Genomic DNA, 20,628 nt, shown 5'->3' with positions numbered 1-20,628 from the left:
CAGCCTACGAGTCCGTCCGCCGCCCGGTCGCGGCATCGTCAACCGGTGACGGTGAGTCCGGCGTGATCGTCGATCGCGCCCACTCCGTCGAGGGTCACCTCGAGCACCCGCGATGTCGCGATGTCGAAGAACAGCCCCGACACCACCAGCCCACGCTCGGTCATCGCACGGCGCACCGCGGGATTGCGTCCCAGCGTCTCCAGCTGCACGGCGACATTGACCATGCTCAGCTGATCCACCTCGCCGTACCCGGCCGCCGCGGCCGCGGCGGCCACGGGATGGCCCGCGAGGAAACGCCGCAGGGTCGGCTGGGCGTGCCGCAGCCAGGAGCTCAGGCCGCCCGCGGTATCGGCGGCGGAATGGACCGCCTTCATCGCCCCGCACGAGGAATGCCCACACACCACCACCGAGCGCACCGCGAGACTGTCCAACGCGAAACTCAGTGCCGCTTCGACGGAATCGTCACCGCTGACCGGCACCAGGTTGCCGACATTGCGCACGGTGAACAGGTCACCGGGACCGCTGTGGGTGATCACGTTGGGCACGATCCGCGAATCCGAGCAGGTCAGGAAGAACGAGTCCGGGTCCTGACTGTCGTGCAGCCCGTCCAGGTGCGATCGCACGACGTGCGCGTGGCCGCGATGGTAGGCCGCCACGCCCGCGGTCACCGCGTCGCCGCCGGACTTGCGGTGCCGCCACGGCCCGAGGATCTCGTCGATGGCGGCGCGACCGAAGCCGCGGGTCGGCGGCGCGGCCGGGGTATCGGCCATGCGGGCACTGCCGATTTCGACGAAATCGACACGGCCACCGCCGCTTTCCTGCTGATGCTGCCACGCCTCGATCGCCTCGAACGCGGCGTGGTCGAGGAAGTCGACGGTCATCTCTACGGTGACGTCGACGCCCGCGGGCACCTTCGCCAGCTCACCCGACAGCTTCGGCAGGGCGAGAAAGGTGCACGACCCGTCGATGTGGACCTGCCAGCGTCCGTCGGGCAGCGGAGCCGCCGTCACCTGCACGCGCACGACCCGCCACAGCAGCAACCCGAACGCGAGGCCGAGGCCGATGACCACGCCCTCGAGCAGGTTGGTGAACACCACGCCGAGCACGGTCACCACGTAGATCAGCAGGTCACCGGTGCGCCGGGCCAATCGGATGTGGGCCAGTTTCAGCAGCTGCATGCCGATCACGATGAGCAGTCCGGCCAACGCGGCCTTGGGGATCTGTTCCACCAGACCGACCAGGGCCACCGAGAAGAGCAGTATCCAGAGTCCGTGCAGAACCGTAGAAGCCCTGGTGCGCGCGCCTGCCCCCACATTGGTGGCGCTGCGCACGATCACGCCGGTGATCGGCAGACCACCGACCAGGCCAGAGATGATGTTCGCGGTGCCCTGGCCGATGAGTTCCCGATCGAAACCGGTGCGCGGGCCGGTGTGCATCTTGTCCACCGCGACGGCCGAGAGCAGGCTCTCCACGCTGGCGATCAACGCGATGGTCAGCACCATCATCGCGACGGCGGACCAGTTGCCCGAGGGCAGTTCCGGCAGGCCGAGCGCGTCGAAGACCGACCCGCTCAGGGCGATACGCTCGACCTCGGGCAGGCCGAGGGAGAGCAGGGTGCCCGCCAGCACCGCTACCAGCGCACCGGGCACCGCGCGCAGCTTCGGTGGAACGTGTTTCCAGCCGAGCATCACCGCGATCACCACGGCGCCGACGAGCGCGTCACCACCGTGCAGCGCGAGCAGTTGCCCAGGGAGTTCGGTCAGATTGCGCAGCGCGGTGCTGTGCGAGGAACCGCCGAGCAGCACGTGGATCTGCTGCAGGGCGATGGTGATGCCGATGCCGGCCAACATGGCGTGGACCACCACGGGGGCGACGGCGAGCGCGGCCCGCGCGATCCGGCTGAGCCCGAACAGGATCTGCAGCACGCCCGCGGCGACGACGATGAAACAGGTTACGCGCCAACCGAATTGCGCGATGGACTCGGCGACGACCACGGTCAGGCCCGCGGCGGGACCGCTGACCTGCAGCACCGAGCCGCCGAGCAGGCCCGCGACCACGCCGCCGATCACCGCGGCGACGAGGCCCGCGGCGATCGGCGCGCCGGAGGCGACCGCGATGCCCAGCGACAGCGGCAGTGCCACCAGGAACACCACGATGGAGGCGGGTAGATCGTGACGCAGCAGCGTCTGTTGCCACGCGGGACGCGACGACTCGGTCGACGAGTGGTCCGCGGGAGGTGGAGCGAGGTCGTTCTCGATGGACATGACTCTCCTTCGCCGGCTCCCGGCACTGGGCCGAGGCCGATCATCGCGTTGACGGTGAAGCAAAGGGTGGAGCGAAAAAAGATGCCGGTGCGACAGCGAACCGGGTACGGATGAATCCAACCTATTGGTAAAGAGTTGGCAAAGTTAGTGTGCCGCACGAACAGTCGGTCTCGCCACAACGGCGGGCAGTCTGTGGTGTGACCCACAACCGCCCCCTTGCTACACCGGTTCCGCGGCGGCGCGACGGGCCTCGTCGAACTCGACGATCCCGTCGGCGGTGATCTCGATGACCCGCGCGGTCGCCAGGTCGAAGAACAGCCCCGACACCGCGACCCCGCGTTCCTCGATGCCGCTGCGCACCGCCGGATAGTCGATCAGGGTCTGCACCTGCCGGGCCACGTTCACCATGCCGAGCTGGTCGATCGGACCGAAGCCCGCGAGCTCGGCGGCCTCGGCGACGGGGTGGCCGGCCTGGAAAGCCGTCAGCGTGGGCTGGGCATGGGCCAGCCAGTCGTCGAGTCCCGGCCCCGCCTGCACCTGCCGGTACAGCGCTTCCATCGCCCCGCAGCCACTGTGTCCGCACACCACCACCGAGCGCACGTCGAGCTTGTCGAGCGCGTAGATCAGCGCGGCCTCCACCGAGACGTCGGAACCGCCGACCGGCACCAGGTTTCCGACATTGCGCACGGTGAACAGGTCGCCGGGGCCACTGTTGGTGATGACGTTGGGCACGATGCGGGCGTCGGCACAGGCCAGGAAGAAGGTGTCGGCATCGGGCCGGTGCCGCAACCCGTCCAGGTGCGGGCGCATCAGGTGCGCGTGCTGGCGATGGTAGGCCGCGATGCCCGCGGCGATCGGGTCGACACCGCCGCTGCGCCGCCACGGCCGGACCGCCTCGTCGACCGCTTTGCCCGCGTGACCGTGCGCGGGCGGACCGTCGTGGGTGCGGGCCATCCTCGCGGCCCCCAGTTCGACGAAGTCGACCGCGCTGCCACCGGATTCACGGGCATCGGCCCAGTCCGAGAGCAACTCGCACGCCGCGTGGTCGAGGAAGTCCACACTCAGCTCGACGGTCACGTCCACACCGGCGGGCACCTTCGCCAATTCGGTCGTGAGCCGGGGCGCGGCCAGGAAGGTGCAGGTGCCCGCGATGCGAACAAGCCAGGTCCCATCGGTGCGCGGCGCTGCGGCGATGGTGAATTTCACGACCCGCCACAGCAGCAGCGCGAACGAGGCGATCAGTCCGATCACCATGCCCTGCAACAGATTCAGCGCTACGACGCCGATCACGGTGATCAGGTAGACATAGATGTCGCCGGTGCGGCGGGCACGTCTGATGTGGGCCAGCTTCACCAGCTGCACCCCGACCAGCACCAGCAGCGCGGCCAGCGCCGCCGTGGGGATCTGGCGGACCAGGCCGACCAGCGCGATCGCGAACACCAGGATCCAGCCACCGTGCAGTACGGTGGCCGCCCTGCTGCGCGCGCCCGCGTTGGCGTTGGTGATGCTGCGCACGATGACCGCCGCGATCGGCAGGCCGCCGAGCATGCCGGAGACCATGTTCGCCGCACCCTGACCGAGCAGTTCCCGGTCGTAGTCGGTGCGCTGGTCGGGGCGCAATTTGTCGACGGCGACGGCCGAGAGCAGCGTCTCCACGCTGGCGATGAGTGCGACGGTGAGCATGGTGAGCGCCAGCGTCGGCCACCCGCCGTGCGGCAATGCGGGCAACCCGATCCCGTCGAGCAGTGAGCCGTCGAGGTGAACCCGTTCCACTGTCACCGGCAGCACCAGCGACGCCACCGTCCCCACCACCACCGCGACCAGCGGACCGGGCACCACCCGTACCCGGCGCGGCAGATACTGCCAGCCGATCAGCACGGCGATCACGAGCAACCCGATGAACAGATCACCCGTGCGCACCGACATCACCTGGTGCGGAAGCGCGAGGATACTGGCCCACGGGGAGCTGACCGTCGTTCCGCCGAGCAGCACATGGACCTGTTGCAGCGCGATCACCACGCCGATGCCGGCGAGCATCGCGTGCACCACCACCGGCGCGATCCCGAGCGCGGCGCGCGCGATGCGGCTGAGCCCGAACAGGATCTGCAGGACACCCGCGCCGATGGTGATGAAACACATAGCGGCCCAACCGAATTGCTGGACCGCTCCCGCCACGACGACGGCAAGACTCGCGGTCGGCCCACTGACCTGAACCTTCGAACCGCCGAGCAACCCGGCGACCACCCCGCCGACCGCCGCCGCGATGAGCCCGGCCACGACCGGCGCACCGGAGGCCAGCGCGACGCCCAGCGACAGCGGCAGTGCGACGAGGAAGACCACGAGCGAGGCCGGAAGGTCTTGCTGTAGAACAGATTTCAGTGAAGCGCACGACAGCGGCGGCGCCGTCGCGATGGTTGTGGTGCCCGGATCATTGTCGGTCATCATTCTCCTTCGCCGGGGCGGGTGAGCTCCCGGTTCATCGGTCGAACATGCACTGGCAATAGATGCTGAGCTGCGAGCGAACGGCAGATCTGTGGCACTGGCTCGAAGCGAGCGGACCCCAGACACAGAGTCGCGTTAAGAGTAAAGACCTTCCCAAGCATTAGAAAATGTTTTGGGAAGAATGGCACGAAATCGCCATCGTTCTGTGACCTCAGTCACAGAGCAGGTTCTCGGCCAACTGCCGTTGTGTCGCCTGATCGAGGCCGGCCCGGGTCGCCCACACGGCGGCGCCACCGTGCTCGGCGTCCAGGTGGGCCAGGAACTGGCGCATGGTGATCGCGTCGGCGGCGAACACCCAGGCCGGAAGCCGATCGACCGCGTCGTCGGGTCGGGCGGGCCGACCGTCGCGCGTGCGCAGCGCGGCGATGTTGGCGGTGGTGGCGGCGTAGTCGGCGATGATGTCGTCGGCGCGCACCCCGATGACCGCGAGCAGCAGGGCGATCACCACCCCCGTGCGATCCTTGCCCGCGGCGCAGTGGATCAGCGCGGACAGTTGCCCCGGATCAGCGAGCAGACCCAGGACGGCGGCGATGTTCTCGCTGCTGTGCTCGAGGTATTCGCAGTACCGGTCGAACATGCTCCCATCGGGCGAGACCTCGGTGAGGTCGAGCCGCACCCGGTCCGCACCGTAGATGTGCAGGTTCCGGTAGTGGGCGACGGCATCGACCACGGCACCTGTTCCGTCGGTGACGATCTCGCCCGGCGCGCGCAGGTCGACGATCGTGCGAAGCCCGCAGTCGGTCAGCAGAAACGCCACGTCCCCGGCGTCCAATCGGGTGAGCAGATCCGACCGAAACACTCGCAGACGACGCACCTGCCGTCCGTCCGCCGTTGTCAAACCACCCAGATCCCGCGCGTTCACCGCACCGCGCAGCGGCAATTCCCGGCCCATCGCCGAACTCACACCGTTGGTCATCACAATCCCCGTTCTCATTGTCTTCGCACCTACTCGCAAACGTTGGACAACGATATTCGGTGCCGGGCGCCGTCAATTCCGAAATCCGCGCTCGCCGAACGACACTCCGACTATTCGCGCAGTTCAGAGCGCTTTCCCGGTCGATTCGATCGTGAAAAGCGATGGACGGATCGGAATGTTCGATGCGAGTCGGCCCCACCAGATCTCATCGATACCGTCGGCTCGAAAACTCCCGTGTCGAAAGGTATGTCGAATGCACCTGACAATCGTCGGAAATCGAGCCGGTATGCCCGCCGACGGCGCCGCCAGTTCGGGCTATCTGGTCGAAACCGGGCAGTCCAGAATTCTGCTCGACTGTGGTCCCGGCATCGCGGTGATGCTGGGCAACTACCTGCACGCGAGCCTGCTCGACGCGGTGGTCATCAGCCACCTGCACCTGGATCACTGCTACGACGTGCTGCCCATCGGCAAGCAGGCGATGCGCAGGGCCCCTGACGCCCCCGACCGCCGCATCAAGCTGTTCGTGCCGAAAGGCGCGCGCGCGAAACTGGATCAGCTCGCCGCGCTGTTCCCGGTGAAGACCTTTCCCGACCTGAATCGGGCATTCGACCTGGCCTACGAGGTCATCGAGTACGAGCGCGGGGCGACCTACCGGCTCACCGATTGCAGCATCGAACTGGTGCCCATGGTGCACACCGAACCCGCGTGCGGCGTCCGGATCGAAAGTCCCACCGGCAGTATCGCGTTCACCGGCGATACCGGCTGGAACGACAACCTGGTCGCGCTCGCGGCCGATGTCGACATCTTTCTCGCCGAGTCCACCCTCGACAAGCCCGATCACACCGCACACGGCCATCTGTGCGCCACCGAGGTCGGGCGGGCCGCCGCGGCCGCGGGTGCGCGCTCGGTGGTGCTGACCCATTTCGGATCGGCGCAACCGCAGTGGCAGCAGGATCGACACGACGATGTGTCAGCCGAATTCGACGGGCCCGTGCACCTGAGCCGACCCGGCATGCGGTTCTCGGTGCCCGTCGAACAACCCAGCTGAGCGCTACACCGCGACCGTCAGTGTCGCGAGGCCGCGCAGGTTGATCCGGCCGTTCCAGGTCTGATCTACCACCACGGCCTCGGGAAAGCGGGTCACGAAGCGCGGGAACACGACCCGGGCCTCCATGCGGACCAGGGCGGCGCCGAGGCAGTGGTGGATACCGGCCCCGAGCGAGACATTCTGGTGCGCGTTCGACCGGTCCAGACGCAATTCGTCGGCGTCGGCGCCCCAGAATTCCGGGTCCCGGTTGGCGGCGGCCATCGCGCCGATCACCCAGCTGCCCGCCGGGATCTCGTGCTCACCGATGCGCAACGGTGAGACGGTGATCCGGCGCATCAGGTGCACCGGGGTGTCGAAGCGCATCAGCTCGTCGACGGCGCTCACCGCCAGCTCGGGCTCGTTCCGCAGCCGCCGCGCCTGGTCCGGATGCTGCAGCAGCGAACGGATTCCGCTGCCGAGGTGGGTCACCGTGGTCTCGTGGCCCGCGATGTAGAGGAACATCACCTGCGAGATCAGCTCGTCCTCGCTGAGCATGTCGCCGTCGTCCTCGGCGCTGATCAACGCGGAGAGCAGGTCGTCGCCGGAGGTGGTGCGCTTCCAGCGGATCAGCTCACGAACCATGCCGAACAGTTCCTGGTTGGCGGCTCTGATCCGGTCCTGGGTCTCGGCGCTCGCGAACGGCTCGAACACCAGCACGATGGTCGCGGTCAGCTCGCGCAGGCGGGTGTGCTCGCCGACGGGGATACCGAGCATTTCCGAGATGATGGTGAAGGGCAGCGGAAAGGCCAGTTCGGCGATGACATCCGCGGTGCCCGCGGCGGCGATCCGGACCAGCGCCTCTTCGACGAGTTCCTCGACGCGCGGCTGCAGCGATTCGATGGCCCGCGGTGTGAAGGCCTTCGACACCAGCCGTCGCAGGCGGGTGTGGTCGGGCGGGTCCTGGTCCAGCATCGACAGCCCGCCCATCACCCGGCTCTCCTTGCGGACCTCGGCGCTGCCGCTCTTCCACGCGGGCAGATGCCGCAGGTGCGCCTCGTCGACCGAGTGCGCCGAGCGCTGCAGCGCGGCCACATCGGCGTGCCGGGCGATGATCCAGAACCCGAGCGGATGTTGCTGCGCGGGTCCCGCGGCCCGCAGTCGGTCGTAGTGCGGATAGGGGTCGTCGATGAATCCCGGTGCGGTGGGATCGAAGACATAGGTCTCGGTGCTCATTCCAGGTACCGCTTTCTCGCTGCTGCTCGCATGATTTTTCCGCTGCTCGTCTTCTGCACGGTGTTCGGCGCGGCGAGCACCACATCCGCCACGGCGAGTTCGTGCTCCTGCGTCACCGCCGCCCGGATGGCCCCCACGATGTCGTCGGCGTCGGCATCGGCGGCGGCATCGCGCGCGAGCTCCTGGACGACGACCAGTTTCTCGCCGTCGCGCCCCGGCACCGCGAACGCCGCGCCGCTGCCGGGTCGCAGCGCCGGGTGCGCGCGGGCCACGGTGTGCTCGATGTCGTGCGGGTAGTAGTTGCGGCCCCGGATGATGATCATGTCCTTGAGCCTGCCCACCACGTACAGTTCGTCGTCGACGATCAGGCCGAGGTCGCCCGTGCGCAGGTAGGCGCGCTCGGCATCGTCGGCGATGCGAGCCTGGAAGGTCGCGGCGCTCAGCTCCGGCAGGCCCCGATAGCCCTGGGCCACATGGTCACCCGCCACCCAGATCTCGCCTGCCCGATCCGGCGGGCAGGGCTCGCCCGTTTCCGGGTCGACGATGCGCAGCGACTCACCCGGCAGTACCACACCCGAGCCGACGAGCGTGTGCCCCTGATCCGCGGTGCCCGCGACGTAGCGCCGGTCGGCGAGCGCGTCGATATCGGCGTCCAGCAATCGCGGACCGCGTCCTTTCCCACTGGCCGACACCAGCAGGGTGGCTTCCGCGAGCCCGTAGCACGGGAATACCGATTGGGCGCTGAAGCCCAGTGGGGCAAAGGTTTTGGCGAACCTGTCCAGGGTCTCGGCGCGGATCGGTTCGGCGCCGTTGAAGGCGACCTTCCAGGAACTCAGGTCGAGATCGGGCAGCTCGCCCGCCGCCGCGCGCGCGACACAGGCATCGAAGGCGAAGTTCGGGCCGCCGCTGGTGTGCGCGCGATAGCGCGAGATGGCCTCCAGCCACCGCAGCGGCCGCCGGATGAACGTGGTGGGCGACATCTGGATACAGGTCGCGCCCACGTACACCGGTTGCAGCACATTGCCGATCAGGCCCTGATCATGGAAGAAAGGCGCCCAGCCGACGACCGTCGATTCACTGTCGTGGCCGAAACTGTGCCGGATCATCTCCTCGTTGGCCACCAGGTTTCGATGCGTGACCATCACGCCCTTGGGCGCGGAGGTCGACCCGGAGGTGTACTGCAGGAACGCCACGGAGTCCGGATCGACCACCTCGGGCGCGAAAGCGGTATCCGCCGTGGGTAATTCGTCGACGGCCAGCCACTGCCGCGCCGCGCAGACCGGCTCGAGCACCGCGCGCAGGGGCTCGAGCACCGCGCCGATCGTCAGCACGGCCGTGGGTGCGCAGTCGGCGACGACAGCGCGGGTCGAGTCCTGAACCTGGCCGCGGCGCGGCGGATTCACCGGCACCGCAACGATATCGGCGTAGAGGCAGCCGAAGTAGGCGGTGATGAACTCGACGGACTGCCCGAAGACCAGCAGGGCGCGATCGCCCGGCTCGCACCGCGCGCGCAGCAGGCTCGCCACCGCCATCGCCGCGTCGTGGAGTTCGCGATAGGTCGTGGTGGTGTGCTCGGCACCGTTGTCGTCGAGGAAGATGTAGGCGATGCGGTCCGGCTCGTCGACGGCGCGACGCGCGAGGATGTCGGGAAGAAGCTGCACGTCGGTCCTCAGGTCAGGGCGGCGGTCATGATCGCCGCGATCGCCGCGCGGTGTCGATGGTGGAACAGGTGATCACCGGTGAACTCGTGCGTGGCGAACGGACCGTCGGTCAGCGTGCCCCATGCCCACACTTCCTCCGGATCGGCGATCGGGTACTCGGTGCCGTAGAACGTCGTGATCGGGCAGGTCAGCCTGGGTTGCGGACGGTGGCTGTACTCCTCCGACAACTCCAGGTCGGCCCGCGTCAACGGCAGCGCGTACCGCAGGAAGCTCGCGCTGCGACCCGCCGCGCCCCACGCGCCCATGGCGGCCATGGCATCGGCGAATTCGTTGTCGGGCAGGCGATGCAGGACCGCGCGACTCGCCGCCAGGTGCGGTGCCCGGCGACCGGACACGAACAGATGGATCGGCGCCCGATCGGCGAGGGTCAGCGCGCGAGCCAGTTCATAGGCGATCAGCGCGCCCATGCTGTGGCCGTAGATCGCCACCTGCGTCTCACCCGATTGCGTTATCTGGCCGACCAATTCGTCGACGGCCTCGCCGACCCGGTGCAGCGGCGGCTGCTGCGCGACGTCCTCGCGGCCGGGCAACTGGACTCGCACCACCCCGACCCCGGGGCCGAACAGGTCCGGCCAGCGGTTGAACGACGACGCCCCGGCGCCCGCGTGCGGGATGCACACCAGCCGGACCGCCACCGGCGCGGCGTCGGTGCGCAACCACGATTTGACCAGGCCGGTGCCCGTCATCGGACCCGCCGCACGTCGACGGGCAGGCTCTTCAGGCCGCGCACGATGAAACTGTGGTCCTGCCACTCGAGTTCGGCCGACCGCGGTGCCAGATATTCCGAACCGACGAACAGGTACTCGAAGGCGACCTGCGCCTGCAGTTCGGCGAGCAGTCCGCCGAGGCACCCGTGCATTCCGTGTCCGAAGCCCAGATGCCCACCGCCGGTGCGGGTGAGGTCGAACTCGTCGGGCTCGGCGAACACAGCGGGGTCGCGGTTGGCCGCGCCGAGACACACCAGGATCTGCTCGCCCGCCGAGATCCTGGCCCCGTCGAGCTGGATATCGCGGGTGGCCAGGCGTTTGGTCAACTGCAGCGGCGGGTCGTAGCGCAGTGCCTCGGTGACCGCCGCCTCGACCGACTCCGGTCCGCGACGCAGCAGCGCCGCCTGCTCGGGATTACGCAGCAGGGCAAGTGTGCCGTTGCCGATCAGCGATTTGGTGGTTTCGTTGCCCGCGACGAAGCACATGATGCAGACGAACACCAGCTCCTCGTCGGACAGCACATCCCCGCCCCCGGTCCGCGCGGCGAGCAACTGGCTGATCAGATCGCTGCCGGGCCGGGCTCGTCGCTCGGGCAACACGGCGTCGATGGCGGCGGCGAACTCCTCGACCACCGCGCAGACCCGCTCGAAGTCCCCGGCTTTCATCATCCCGGGTTCGAGCAGGAATCGAATGTCGTGGGTCCACGGCCCGACTCGGCCGCGCAACTCCTCGGGCAGGTCCATCCACTCACACAGCACCGCGACCGGCAGCGGCGCGGCCAGATCGGCGATCACATCGAAGCCACCGTCGCGCCAGGCCCGCTCCATCAGGTCGCCGGCGATCCGGGTCACCAGCGGTCGCAGCGATTCCACCGACCGGGCGGTGAACACCCGGTTCACCAGTCCGCGCAGGCGCGCGTGATCGGGATTGTCGGTGAACACCAACGACTTACGCCCGAGGCGTTCGATCTGCTCGACGCTGCAATGGCCGAGCCGCTCGGCCTGCCGGGTCACCAGGCTGGGGATCAACCCGGCGCTGAACGAGCGATCGTGCAGTACGCCGCGCACCTCGGCGTGCCGGGTGAGCACCCACATGCCGAGCGTGCGGTGCACCGGTTCGGCCTCGCGCAACTGCTGGTAGATCGGGTACGGGTCGTGCCGGAATTCGGCGCTGAACGGGTTGAACCGCACCCGGGTCCGGGCGGGCGCGACGGGATCGGACGACTGCGTGGTCATGCCGACCGCACCGGATGGTCGGTGAAGAATCCGCTGCGATAGGGCACCAACACCAATCGCAGCAGGCCGATCTTGCCCATCCGGAAACCGAGCGCCGACAGTTTCAGGTAGCGCGCGTACCGCGCGACCACGTCGGCGCCGACGAGCTCGGTGGCCTCGGCACGGTTCGCGCGCAGCCTGCGCGCCCACTGCTCACACGTCCAGGCGTAGTCGAGACGACCGTTGCTGATCGAACGCACCTCGAACAGTCCCTCGGCCGCGGCGGTGATCTCGGCCAGGGTCGGCAGGTCGGCGTCGGGGAAGATCTCCTGCTGCATGAAGACGCTGGCCTGATCGCGGGACATGTTCGCGTAGGCGATCGTCTGCAACGACAGCGTGCCGTCGGGCTCGAGCCAGTCCCGGCAGCGGGTGAAGAAGTCCCGGTACACGCCGATCTTCTGTTCCGGCGAGTCGTCGGGGGTGGCGAAGTGCTCGAAGGCGCCGATCGAGATGATGCCGTCGAATCGGGTGTCCGGCTCGTAGTGCACCCAGCTCTCGGTCCGCACCTCGACGCCGGGGTAGGCGCGCGAGCGGACGAACTCGGCCTGCTCGGGGCTGAGCGTGAGCCCGACGGACCGGTCGACCCCGGCTTTTGCCGAGCGTTCGAGGATCGCGCCCCACCCGCAGCCGATGTCGAGGACCGAGGTGGCGTGCTCGGCGTCGATCGCGTCCAGGTGGTATCGCAGTTTGCGATCCTGGGCGATTTCCAGTGTGTCGGCGGGGTTTTCGCGCAGGGCGCAGGAGTAGGACAGCGACTCGTCGAGCCAGAGCCGATAGAAGTCGTTACCCGCGTCGTAGTGATGGCGGATCGCTGCGGCGGCCGCGTCGGACCGCTCGGTATGCACCGACATCGCTACCCCACACTCCGCCGGCTCTGCTCGTGCAGGTAGGCGGCGACGGCGTCGAGGTTCGGGTTGTCGAACAGGTCCTCGGGCGCCAGATCGACGCCGTAGCGGTCCTCGACCTCGATGAGCAGCGCCACGGCCAGCGCCGAGTCGATGCCGAGGCGATCGAAGTCGGTGGCCGGGTCGATGGTGGCGGCCGGTACCTCGAGCAGACTCGCGAGGTATTCCTGGCACCAGGTGACAATGGCTTCTTTACTCGTATCCATGGTGAGAATTCCTTAGATTCGCTTGGCTGCCATGCGTTCGGCGGACGGCATTTTCAGGTCCCAGGCGAGACCACAGAATGCCAATGTTCGGATGAGCCAGAAACCGGGATCGAGGCGATACCAGTCCAGCCCGAAAGAGGGCGACTCGGGAAAGGCATGGTGATTGTTGTGCCACGACTCCCCCAGCGTCGCCAGGGCGAATACACCACCGTTGTGACTGTTCTCGCGGGATTCGTAGCGGCGGGTCCCGAACATGTGCAGGAAGGAATTGATCGCCCACACGATGTGCTCGAGCACGAAGATGCGCACCAGCCCGCCCCAGAGCAGACCGGAAACGGCACCGGTCCAGCTCATCGTGACCAGGCCGCCGATCACGGTCGGGATCAGCAGCCCGAGCCCCACCCAGTAGTAGTAGAGGCGGGCGATCCGGACCAGGTTCCGGTCCTTGATCAGATCGGGCGCGTAGTGCACCACGTTCGGGTACTCGTGGCGGCGCATCCACAGGAAATGCGAGTGGGCCAGGCCGCGCAGCGCCCCAACCAGGCCGTCACCGGCGAGGTTGGGCGAGTGCGGGTCGCCTTCGCGGTCGCTGTACTCGTGGTGACGTCGGTGCAGCGCGACCCAGGAGATGACCGGGCCCTGGCCCGCCATCGACCCGAGAACCGCCAGCACCCACGTCACCCACGGCGCCGCCTTGAACGTGCGGTGGGTGAACAGCCGGTGGTAGCCGACGGTCACACCGAGTCCGGTGAGCAGCCACATCCCGAAGATCAGGGCGAATTCCAGGACACCGAAGGGCCGGATCAGCAGGAAGGCGAAAGCTACGACGGTGCCGATGATCGGGAGAATATCGAACAGCAGGAAGTGTCGTCGTTGCAGTCGATGAATATAGGGACTACTGATCGTTTTCCTGCGCGGATCGGGATTCATTGCTCAATTCACCTCAGGCGGTATAGAAACCGGGCGCAACATAATTACCGTAACCGGGGTTCAACGGCCGGCGACGGCGTGTGACAATTGCCGATCGACGGATCGGAATTGTTTATGACGGATCAACGACAGCGCCACACTCAGCGCGCCGAAGCAGATAGCGAACATCCAGATGCGATCGGCCCCGAAGACCGCGATCACGGCTCCACCGATCGCCGAGCCGAGCGCGGCGCCGAGATACAACGCCGACCCGTTGAGCGACAACAGCATCGGCGCCTGCTCCGGGCTCGCGTCGGCGATCATGCTGTGCTGCTGCGCGGGCAGGAACGCCCAGCCGACCACGCCCCACATCGTGACGAAGGCGACGGTGGTCGTCAGGCTCTGCGCGGCGATCGGCTGCCACGTCAGGTTCACGGTGAACAGCGTCAACGCGCCCAGCAGGACCGGCCGGGCATTGAATCGGTCGACCAGCACGCTCCCGCCCCACAGACCGACGATCGCCCCGAGGCCGTGCGCCATGATCAGCGTGCCGACATGGCCCGCGCCCACCCCGGGGGTCTCGGCGTAGATCGGGCCCAGGTAGGTGAACATCATCAATCCGGCGGTCATCGCCGAGATCGTCACCGCGAGCCCCAACCACACCGGTGGGTGCCGCAGCGGCGCGAGCCGCTGTCGCAGCGACACCAGGGGTGCGGCCTCGCCCGCCGGAACCGTCAGTGCCACACCGACAGTGGTGATCAGCGCCACCACGGCCACGGCGACGAACGCCATCCGCCACGACGACAACCCGGCGACCCACACCCCGAGCGGCACGCCCGCCACGGTGGCGATCGAGATGCCGCCGAGGATCACCGCCAGCGCCCGGCCGCGACGATCCGCCGTGGCCATGCCGGCCGCCGCCGCGGCCGCCAAGGGGACATAGATCCCCGCGACGCACCCGGCCGCGACACGCGCCACCGCCATCACCCACGGCGCCCAGGCCACCGCCGCGAGCAGATTCACGACGGCGAACAACGCGATCGCGGCCAGCAGCAGCCGCCGTGGCGAGCGCACCCGCAGCACGGTGACCACGACGGGTGCGGCCAGGGCGTAGGCCAGGGAGTAGCCGGTGACGAACAGCCCGGCACCGGTGATGGAGACCCGCAGGTCGGCCGCCATCGGTGCCAGCACCCCGGCGACGAGGTAGTTGTCGGTCCCCGCGCAGAACGCGCCGAGCGCGAGCACCAGGACCGGCAACCACCGGATCGACGACGGCGCGGCATCGGTGACTCTCACCGCATGCCCCGGCGCCTCACCAGGGTCGGGCGCCGACATCACGCAACTCCACGGCCACATCGATGAGTTCGTAGATCCGCATGGTCGGTTTCCAGACGCTCGCGTCGGCGATCACCCGGATCCGGCCCGGTCGCCGTTCGACGCTCTTGATGTGCACCTCGAGGGTCATCAGTTCGTCGCTGGCCAGGATCTGCCCGCGATACCGCCACGACAGCGACACCCCGACCGGGAGGACGAATTCCGGCGCGACCAGCTCGGCGGCGAGACCGGAGTCGACCGTCCACTCCTGCATCGCCTGGATCACCGCCTCGACTCCGAGCGAGCCCGGCATCACCGGGTCGAGGTAGAAGTGGTAGCTGAAGAACCAGTCGTCGGCGGCGACCGGGCGGGTGGCACGCAGGTAGCCGAGCCCGTAGGTGCCCGCGCCGTCGACGGTCTCGATGCGGTCGAGCATCGCCAGATGCCCGACCGCGCACGGCATGCCGGTGCCCGCCGCGCGCCTGGCCGCCACGTCGATCACCCGGACGGCGGGGCGCTGCTCCTGGCTGTCGAGCCACGTCGGCACGAGCTCGCCGTTGTCGAGTCCGTTCTGGTTCGCCAACGCCGGGGCGTTGAAGAACCCGAACAGCGACTGCCCCGCGTAGAACGGTTCACCGTCCACCGAGAGTTCGTAGGAGAACGTCTGCAACACGACACCGAGCAGGACGGTGGTGTCGGTGAGCCTGCTCGTCTGCTGAATCGTCTTGTCCCGCAGGTCGACCTCGCGCAGGACGGTCGCGGAGCCGTCGAGATTGCGCAGGCTGAAATCCTCTGTGGGCGAGGTGAGGGTCGCGCCGAGGAAGTAGCCGAGCAACAACGCCGATTGCAGCGAGGTCTCCATGTAGACGACGTTGGGCATGGAGGCATCGGCCGACTCGAGGTAGTACCAGGAATCGGCGGGCGAGTCGTACTCGGTGTGCGAACTGCCCGCGTCGAGCTGTCCCCGTCGGCCGTCGACAGCCATCACCCGGTCGCAGAGCTGGAGTCCGTGGTTGGGCATGCGCGTGGCCCTGCGGCCCGCGTAGGCCGAGAACTCCGGGCCGAGCGCGATGCCGAGATCACCACGGGCGCTGTGGGTCATATGGAACTCACCGAGCAGCGCCCGCTGACCGAAGACGTTGCGGCGGCCGAGGAATCGGGGAATCTCACCGCCGACCTCGGGACCGATCGGCAGACCCGGTTCCTCCACGACCTCGACGGTGAGGCCGTGAACGCGCGCCACTACCTTTCCCGCGCACCGGATTTCGGCGTTGACCCGGATCCAGGGGCGCGGCAGCAGGTCGATCTGGACCACATCGGCGACCAGTTCGACCGGGCCGGTCAGCGGCGCGGACACGGTCACCTCGAACGGTTCGCCCGCCTGGAATCGGGCCCCGGCCAGGCACAGCTGCAGACCCGCGCGCACCGCGAACACCTGGGCGGCCTGCCAGGTGAGCTCGGTGGCCGCGGTGACCGGATCGGGACCATCGACGCGGCCGATGGCCCGCAATCGTCCTCTGGCCCATGGCCCTTCGCGTCCGGCGAGCTCGAGCACCTCGGTGAGATCGGCGTGGGTGCCCTCGGTCAGCCGGATATCGGGGTTAACGCCTTCCTGGTCGTAGGCCGGACCGAAGACGGCGGCCACCTCGCCCCTGCCCAGGGCGGCGAGGTCGGTGCCGTTCAGGGCGGTGATCGGCGTGCGGGCGAGGAACTTGAAGGCATTCATGGTGGTCGCCGGCGGCGGTAGCTCCGAAACCACCGGGTGTCCCGGTGCCGCGGAGACCGCGAGACCGGTCGCCGGTGCGTAGTCGACCATCACCGCGAACGACTGCTCCGCCCAGGTGGGCGACGCCGGCGCGATCTCGGTGTCGGTCCGGGTGAGCTGCTCGTCGCGACGCAGGCTCGCGAGTGCTCGCCGCTGCAAGGCGGTCTGCACGTCCATCGCTGACAGGTGCGCGGTCACCAGCTCGGACCGGACCTCGTGCAGGAGGGCGGAAATGGCGTCGGCGGGCGGCCCGGCCGCCGCTGCCCGCACGGTGGCGGGCAGCGACGAGGCGGCCGGCGCCGGTGCGGTGGTGTCGCGCACGGCGGCCACCGCCGAACCGGTCGCGGGGGTCGCGGGGCTGGTGGCGGGCTCCAGTGCCAGCGACCAGGCGAGGACGTCGAAGGGCTCACCGTCGAAGTCGAGGGCGTCCAGTGGTGTGGTGGTCATCGGATCTCCATTCCTCACATCGACGATGCTCACGCGCGCTGCTCGCGTAACCGCACGGCCTCGGCGAACTTCTCGGTCATCTCCGGCGTGGCGATCACCGCGAGATCGCGGTAGCGCTGCAGCACAGTGCCGTCGGGTTCACAGGCGGTGACGGTCACGGTGACCTCGGTGCCGGTCGCGTTGGCCCGCAGGTCGTCGACCACCAGCACGAACGAACTGTCGTCGGGCAGCGGGGCGAAGTACTCGATACGCCCGATCGACAGCGGCAGGCAGGCCGAGTTCATGAACCACACGCCCAGCAACGCGCCGGCCTGGATGGCGACATCGGCCAGTGCCGGACTGTGCAGCGCGCCCGCGTAATTGCCTGCACCGATCCGAGCGTCGGGGAGCTTGCCCTCGACGACGAGACGGCGGTCGGCTCGCTCCAGGATGCGGCGAACACCCTGCAGCAGCGGCCCGTGGAACAGGTCCGCGTCACGGTAGACATCGAGCCCGTTCTCCGGACCGACGCCGATCGCGTAGCCCGGCCAACCGGAAACGACCGGGGCAGAAGCTGTTTCGGCGGCGAGGAGGAAAGTGCCGGTGAAGTGCGAGGGCGCCAGCGTCTTGCCGGGCTCGTCACTGCGGATCCAGACCGTGATGCTCAGCCGGTCGCCGATGACGGTTCCCGCCTGCGCGTCGAGCCGGTAGGAGCGTTCATCCTTGCCGTCGTAGACGATTCCCCGCAGCACCTCGAAACCGGTGCATTCCACCACCCGCAGGCCCGGGTTGGCGCGCTCGAGGACGTTGATCGCCCAACCGAGTCCGGCGGCCGCCGGGAACACCGGGCACTTGCCGACCCGATGATCGCCGATCACCGGATCGCTCGCCAGCGGCGCGAGATCACGGTGGGCGGTGAACGGGCTGGTCGCGGTGAGGATCACGGCCGTGGCCAGCGGCGCGGCGGGACCGACCAGGACCGACACGTCGTCGGCGCGATCGGGGGCGAACTGCTCGGCGAACATGCGCGCGCCGGCGTCCATCCCGAGCAGCGCCACACCACGGGCGAGGAAGACCTCGCGCAGCTGCGGCGTCACCATGCCGCCGTCCCAGGCTCCCCAGTTGACGGTGGTGACGTGTCCGGCCAGACCTTGCCGTCGCCAGCTCACCGCCGCCCGGTTGAGGGCTTCGTTGGCGACCGCGTAGTCGGCCTGACCCGGATTGCCGTACACCCCGGCCACCGACCCGAACAGGATGAGATGGCCCAGTGTGGCCTCGGGCAGGGCGGAGACCACGTTGTACAGCCCGTCGAGCTTGGTCGCGAGCACCAGGCGGATGTCGTCGGCCGTTTTGGCGGGCAGCAGGGAGTCGGCGAGGGCGCCCGCTCCGTGCACGATGCCGGTGATCCGGCCCGCGTCCGGTGCCAGGGCCCGCTCGGTGGCTTCGGCGTCGGTGATGTCCACGGCGAGGTAGCGCACCCGGGCGCCCGTCGCGGCCACCGCGTCGACGGTCGCGCGGATCTCGCGCTGTGCCAGCAGGTCTCGGACGATCCGGTCGATCTGCTTCGGCGTCGGCTGTTCACCAGCGGCGCGCACGGCGGCGATGGCGGCGGCCTTGAGCGCGTCGTCGGCGACGCCCGCCGCCCACTGCGGCTCGTCCGCGAGCTCGGTGCGTCCGAGCAGGAGGAACTCGCAGGGCTTGCGAGCGGCCAGTTCCCGAACACACCGGGCGGTCACTCCCCGCGCGCCACCGGTGACGACCAGCACATCGTCGGTGGTGAGGGCGAGTTCGGTCGCCGGGGTAGCGCTCTCGACCGGCTGCGGGCGCAGTGTCCACCGCGTGTGTTCGGCGTCGACCCCGACTTCGCGGGCGTCGATCGCGGCATCGTCGAGTTCGGCGAGCAGGGAGACGATCACGGCCTCGTCGGTCAGCAGCGGCGAGAGATCCAGTGCCCGGCAGAACAGGCCGGGCGCTTCCTGCGCGAGGGTCTTCACCAGGCCGCTGACCCCGCCGACCACCGCGGCGGCAGCCGCGCTGTCACCTTGGTGGCCGAGCACACCGTCGATGCGGGTGAGCGTCACGAACGCCGCCCGCGTCCCGGCTTCGGCGGTCGCCACCAGGCGATCGTGCACCAGCGTGGCGGTGTGGATCGTATCGGCGAGCCGATGACCACCCACCAGCCACTGGCTGTCCGCGGGGAGCACGGTCAGGCACAGATCGAGGCGCGCGACCGCTTTCAGCGTGGACTCGATCGCCGCGTGCACGACAGCGCCGTCCCATGCGGCCACTCCGGCGTCGTCACGGGCCGCGACGGTGGCCGTGTGAACGGTCCATCCCTGCTGCTCGAGACCGGTCGCCAGGGTCGCCGCGGTGTTGTCACCGTGGTCGATGATCAGGGCTGTCCGGTCCGCGGCGTAGGGCTGGTCGACGCGGTCGATCTCGGGGAGAGCCACCGGCACGATCCGCAGCAGGACCGGATCTTCCTCGATCCCGCGCTGAAGTCCTCGATCGCCGGCCGGTACCGCTTCCGAACCCACCGCGGGGGCGGCCGTGGTGGCGGCGGGGGCCGCCGAGCCTGCGACGAAATCGACGATGTCACTCAGGGTGCGCAACTCCGCGACCTGCTCGGGCCCGACAGCGGGCACACCGTCGATACGCTCACCGACCGCACCCATGATCTGAACCCGCTTGATCGAATCCACACCGAGGTCCGCTTCCAGATCCAGCGCGGGCGCCAGCATCTCGGTGGGATAACCTGTCTTCTCCGAAACGACTTGGACCAGCGCCGACCACACCGCGTCGGCATCGACCACCGAGTCGGTCACAGGAGCGACGCCGGGCACCGAAACCACTGATGCGGCAACGAAGTTCACGATGTCGCTGAGCGTGCGCAATTCCGCGACCTGCTCCGGACCCACGGCGGGCACACCCTCGATGCGCTCACCGACCGCACCCATGATCTGAACCCGCTTGATCGAATCCACACCGAGATCGGCTTCCAGATCCAGCGACAACGCCAGCATGTCGGTCGGGTAACCGGTCTTGTCCGACACCACCTGCGACAACACCGACCACACCGCGTCCGCGTCGAGCGCGGGACCGGTCGCTGCGGGGAGAGCACCCGACACCACGGACTCGGCAACGAAATTCACGATGTCGCTCAGGGTGCGCAACTCCGCGACCTGCTCCGGACCCACGGCGGGCACACCCTCGATACGCTCACCGACCGCACCCATGATCTGAACCCGCTTGATCGAATCCACACCGAGATCGGCTTCCAGATCCAGCGCGGGCGCCAGCATCTCCGTCGGGTAGCCGGTCTTGTCCGAAACGACCTGCGACAACACCGACCACACCGCGTCGGCATCGAGCGCCGGACCGGTCGTCGCCGACGCGGCACTCGGAACCGAAACCACCGATGCGGCAACAAAATTCACGATGTCGCTGAGCGTGCGCAAC

At 68.6% G+C, this 20,628-nt stretch carries 14 protein-coding genes; 1 reads left to right on the top strand and 13 read right to left on the bottom strand.

Features of this window, described 5'->3' with window-relative positions; translation table 11 throughout:
- Nucleotides 1–38 precede the first annotated feature (38 nt).
- The 3 genes from NA12_RS17835 to NA12_RS17825 form a co-directional block, all read right to left on the bottom strand.
- A complete protein-coding gene (locus tag NA12_RS17835; protein WP_067452119.1) occupies nt 39–2,264 on the bottom strand; it encodes a SulP family inorganic anion transporter in 2,226 nt (741 codons plus the stop codon).
- Nucleotides 2,265–2,483: 219 nt separating this feature from the next.
- The gene (locus tag NA12_RS17830; protein WP_067452117.1) at nt 2,484–4,709 is read right to left on the bottom strand and encodes a SulP family inorganic anion transporter; all 2,226 of its coding nucleotides are present in this window, start codon (nt 4,707–4,709) and stop codon (nt 2,484–2,486) included.
- A gap of 208 nt (nt 4,710–4,917) precedes the next feature.
- A complete protein-coding gene (locus NA12_RS17825; protein WP_084472867.1) occupies nt 4,918–5,700 on the bottom strand; it encodes a tyrosine-protein phosphatase in 783 nt (260 codons plus the stop codon).
- A 235-nt stretch (nt 5,701–5,935) separates the two neighbouring features.
- On the opposite strand from NA12_RS17825, the gene NA12_RS17820 reads away from it, so the two are divergent.
- Entirely contained in the window at nt 5,936–6,730 is a 795-nt protein-coding gene (locus tag NA12_RS17820) for an MBL fold metallo-hydrolase (protein WP_067452115.1), read from the top strand.
- Between the two features lie 3 nt (nt 6,731–6,733).
- Here NA12_RS17820 and NA12_RS17815 read toward each other — a convergent pair whose 3' ends face one another.
- From NA12_RS17815 to NA12_RS17770, 10 genes are all read right to left on the bottom strand, one after another.
- Nucleotides 6,734–7,942 carry a cytochrome P450 gene (locus tag NA12_RS17815; protein ID WP_067452112.1) on the bottom strand — a complete coding sequence of 403 codons (1,209 nt, stop codon included), beginning with the start codon at nt 7,940–7,942 and terminating at the stop codon, nt 6,734–6,736.
- Nucleotides 7,939–9,603 carry a fatty acyl-AMP ligase gene (locus NA12_RS17810; RefSeq protein ID WP_243654969.1) on the bottom strand — a complete coding sequence of 555 codons (1,665 nt, stop codon included), beginning with the start codon at nt 9,601–9,603 and terminating at the stop codon, nt 7,939–7,941. Before NA12_RS17810 ends, NA12_RS17815 begins: the two co-directional genes overlap by 4 nt.
- Before the next feature lie 8 nt (nt 9,604–9,611).
- Nucleotides 9,612–10,349: a thioesterase II family protein gene (locus NA12_RS17805; protein ID WP_067452106.1), complete on the bottom strand. Its 738-nt coding sequence runs from the start codon at nt 10,347–10,349 to the stop codon at nt 9,612–9,614.
- Nucleotides 10,346–11,605, bottom strand: a complete 1,260-nt coding sequence (locus NA12_RS17800; RefSeq protein WP_067452103.1) for a cytochrome P450 — start codon at nt 11,603–11,605, stop codon at nt 10,346–10,348. The genes NA12_RS17805 and NA12_RS17800 overlap by 4 nt, the downstream gene beginning before the upstream one ends.
- The gene (locus tag NA12_RS17795; protein WP_067452101.1) at nt 11,602–12,495 is read right to left on the bottom strand and encodes an SAM-dependent methyltransferase; all 894 of its coding nucleotides are present in this window, start codon (nt 12,493–12,495) and stop codon (nt 11,602–11,604) included. Before NA12_RS17795 ends, NA12_RS17800 begins: the two co-directional genes overlap by 4 nt.
- Before the next feature lie 2 nt (nt 12,496–12,497).
- On the bottom strand, nt 12,498–12,755 hold the full coding sequence (locus tag NA12_RS17790) for an acyl carrier protein (protein ID WP_056810906.1): 258 nt from the start codon (nt 12,753–12,755) through the stop codon (nt 12,498–12,500).
- A gap of 12 nt (nt 12,756–12,767) precedes the next feature.
- Nucleotides 12,768–13,685 carry an acyl-CoA desaturase gene (locus tag NA12_RS17785; RefSeq protein ID WP_067452099.1) on the bottom strand — a complete coding sequence of 306 codons (918 nt, stop codon included), beginning with the start codon at nt 13,683–13,685 and terminating at the stop codon, nt 12,768–12,770.
- A gap of 60 nt (nt 13,686–13,745) precedes the next feature.
- Nucleotides 13,746–14,960 (bottom strand): MFS transporter, encoded by a 1,215-nt coding sequence (locus NA12_RS17780; RefSeq protein ID WP_165914828.1) that lies wholly within the window; start codon nt 14,958–14,960, stop codon nt 13,746–13,748.
- A gap of 16 nt (nt 14,961–14,976) precedes the next feature.
- The gene (locus NA12_RS17775; RefSeq protein WP_067452093.1) at nt 14,977–17,190 is read right to left on the bottom strand and encodes a hypothetical protein; all 2,214 of its coding nucleotides are present in this window, start codon (nt 17,188–17,190) and stop codon (nt 14,977–14,979) included.
- Nucleotides 17,191–17,219: 29 nt separating this feature from the next.
- The coding region (locus NA12_RS17770; protein ID WP_157106399.1) for an SDR family NAD(P)-dependent oxidoreductase at nt 17,220–20,628 on the bottom strand (3,409 nt) is incomplete at its 5' end.

Source organism: Nocardia alba NBRC 108234, from assembly GCF_001612665.1.
GTDB lineage: Bacteria > Actinomycetota > Actinomycetes > Mycobacteriales > Mycobacteriaceae > Nocardia > Nocardia alba.
This window is presented reverse-complemented; position numbering and strand designations above follow the sequence as displayed.

What these genes read in the sequence shown, in the direction of transcription:
- NA12_RS17835 (WP_067452119.1), bottom strand. Translation starts at nt 2,264, where the DNA reads ATGTCCATCGAGAACGACCTCGCTCCACCTCCCGCGGACCACTCGTCG.
- NA12_RS17830 (WP_067452117.1), bottom strand. Translation starts at nt 4,709, where the DNA reads ATGATGACCGACAATGATCCGGGCACCACAACCATCGCGACGGCGCCG.
- NA12_RS17825 (WP_084472867.1), bottom strand. Translation starts at nt 5,700, where the DNA reads ATGAGAACGGGGATTGTGATGACCAACGGTGTGAGTTCGGCGATGGGC.
- NA12_RS17820 (WP_067452115.1), top strand. Translation starts at nt 5,936, where the DNA reads ATGCACCTGACAATCGTCGGAAATCGAGCCGGTATGCCCGCCGACGGC.
- NA12_RS17815 (WP_067452112.1), bottom strand. Translation starts at nt 7,942, where the DNA reads ATGAGCACCGAGACCTATGTCTTCGATCCCACCGCACCGGGATTCATC.
- NA12_RS17805 (WP_067452106.1), bottom strand. Translation starts at nt 10,349, where the DNA reads ATGACGGGCACCGGCCTGGTCAAATCGTGGTTGCGCACCGACGCCGCG.
- NA12_RS17800 (WP_067452103.1), bottom strand. Translation starts at nt 11,605, where the DNA reads ATGACCACGCAGTCGTCCGATCCCGTCGCGCCCGCCCGGACCCGGGTG.
- NA12_RS17795 (WP_067452101.1), bottom strand. Translation starts at nt 12,495, where the DNA reads ATGTCGGTGCATACCGAGCGGTCCGACGCGGCCGCCGCAGCGATCCGC.
- NA12_RS17790 (WP_056810906.1), bottom strand. Translation starts at nt 12,755, where the DNA reads ATGGATACGAGTAAAGAAGCCATTGTCACCTGGTGCCAGGAATACCTC.
- NA12_RS17785 (WP_067452099.1), bottom strand. Translation starts at nt 13,685, where the DNA reads ATGAATCCCGATCCGCGCAGGAAAACGATCAGTAGTCCCTATATTCAT.
- NA12_RS17775 (WP_067452093.1), bottom strand. Translation starts at nt 17,190, where the DNA reads ATGACCACCACACCACTGGACGCCCTCGACTTCGACGGTGAGCCCTTC.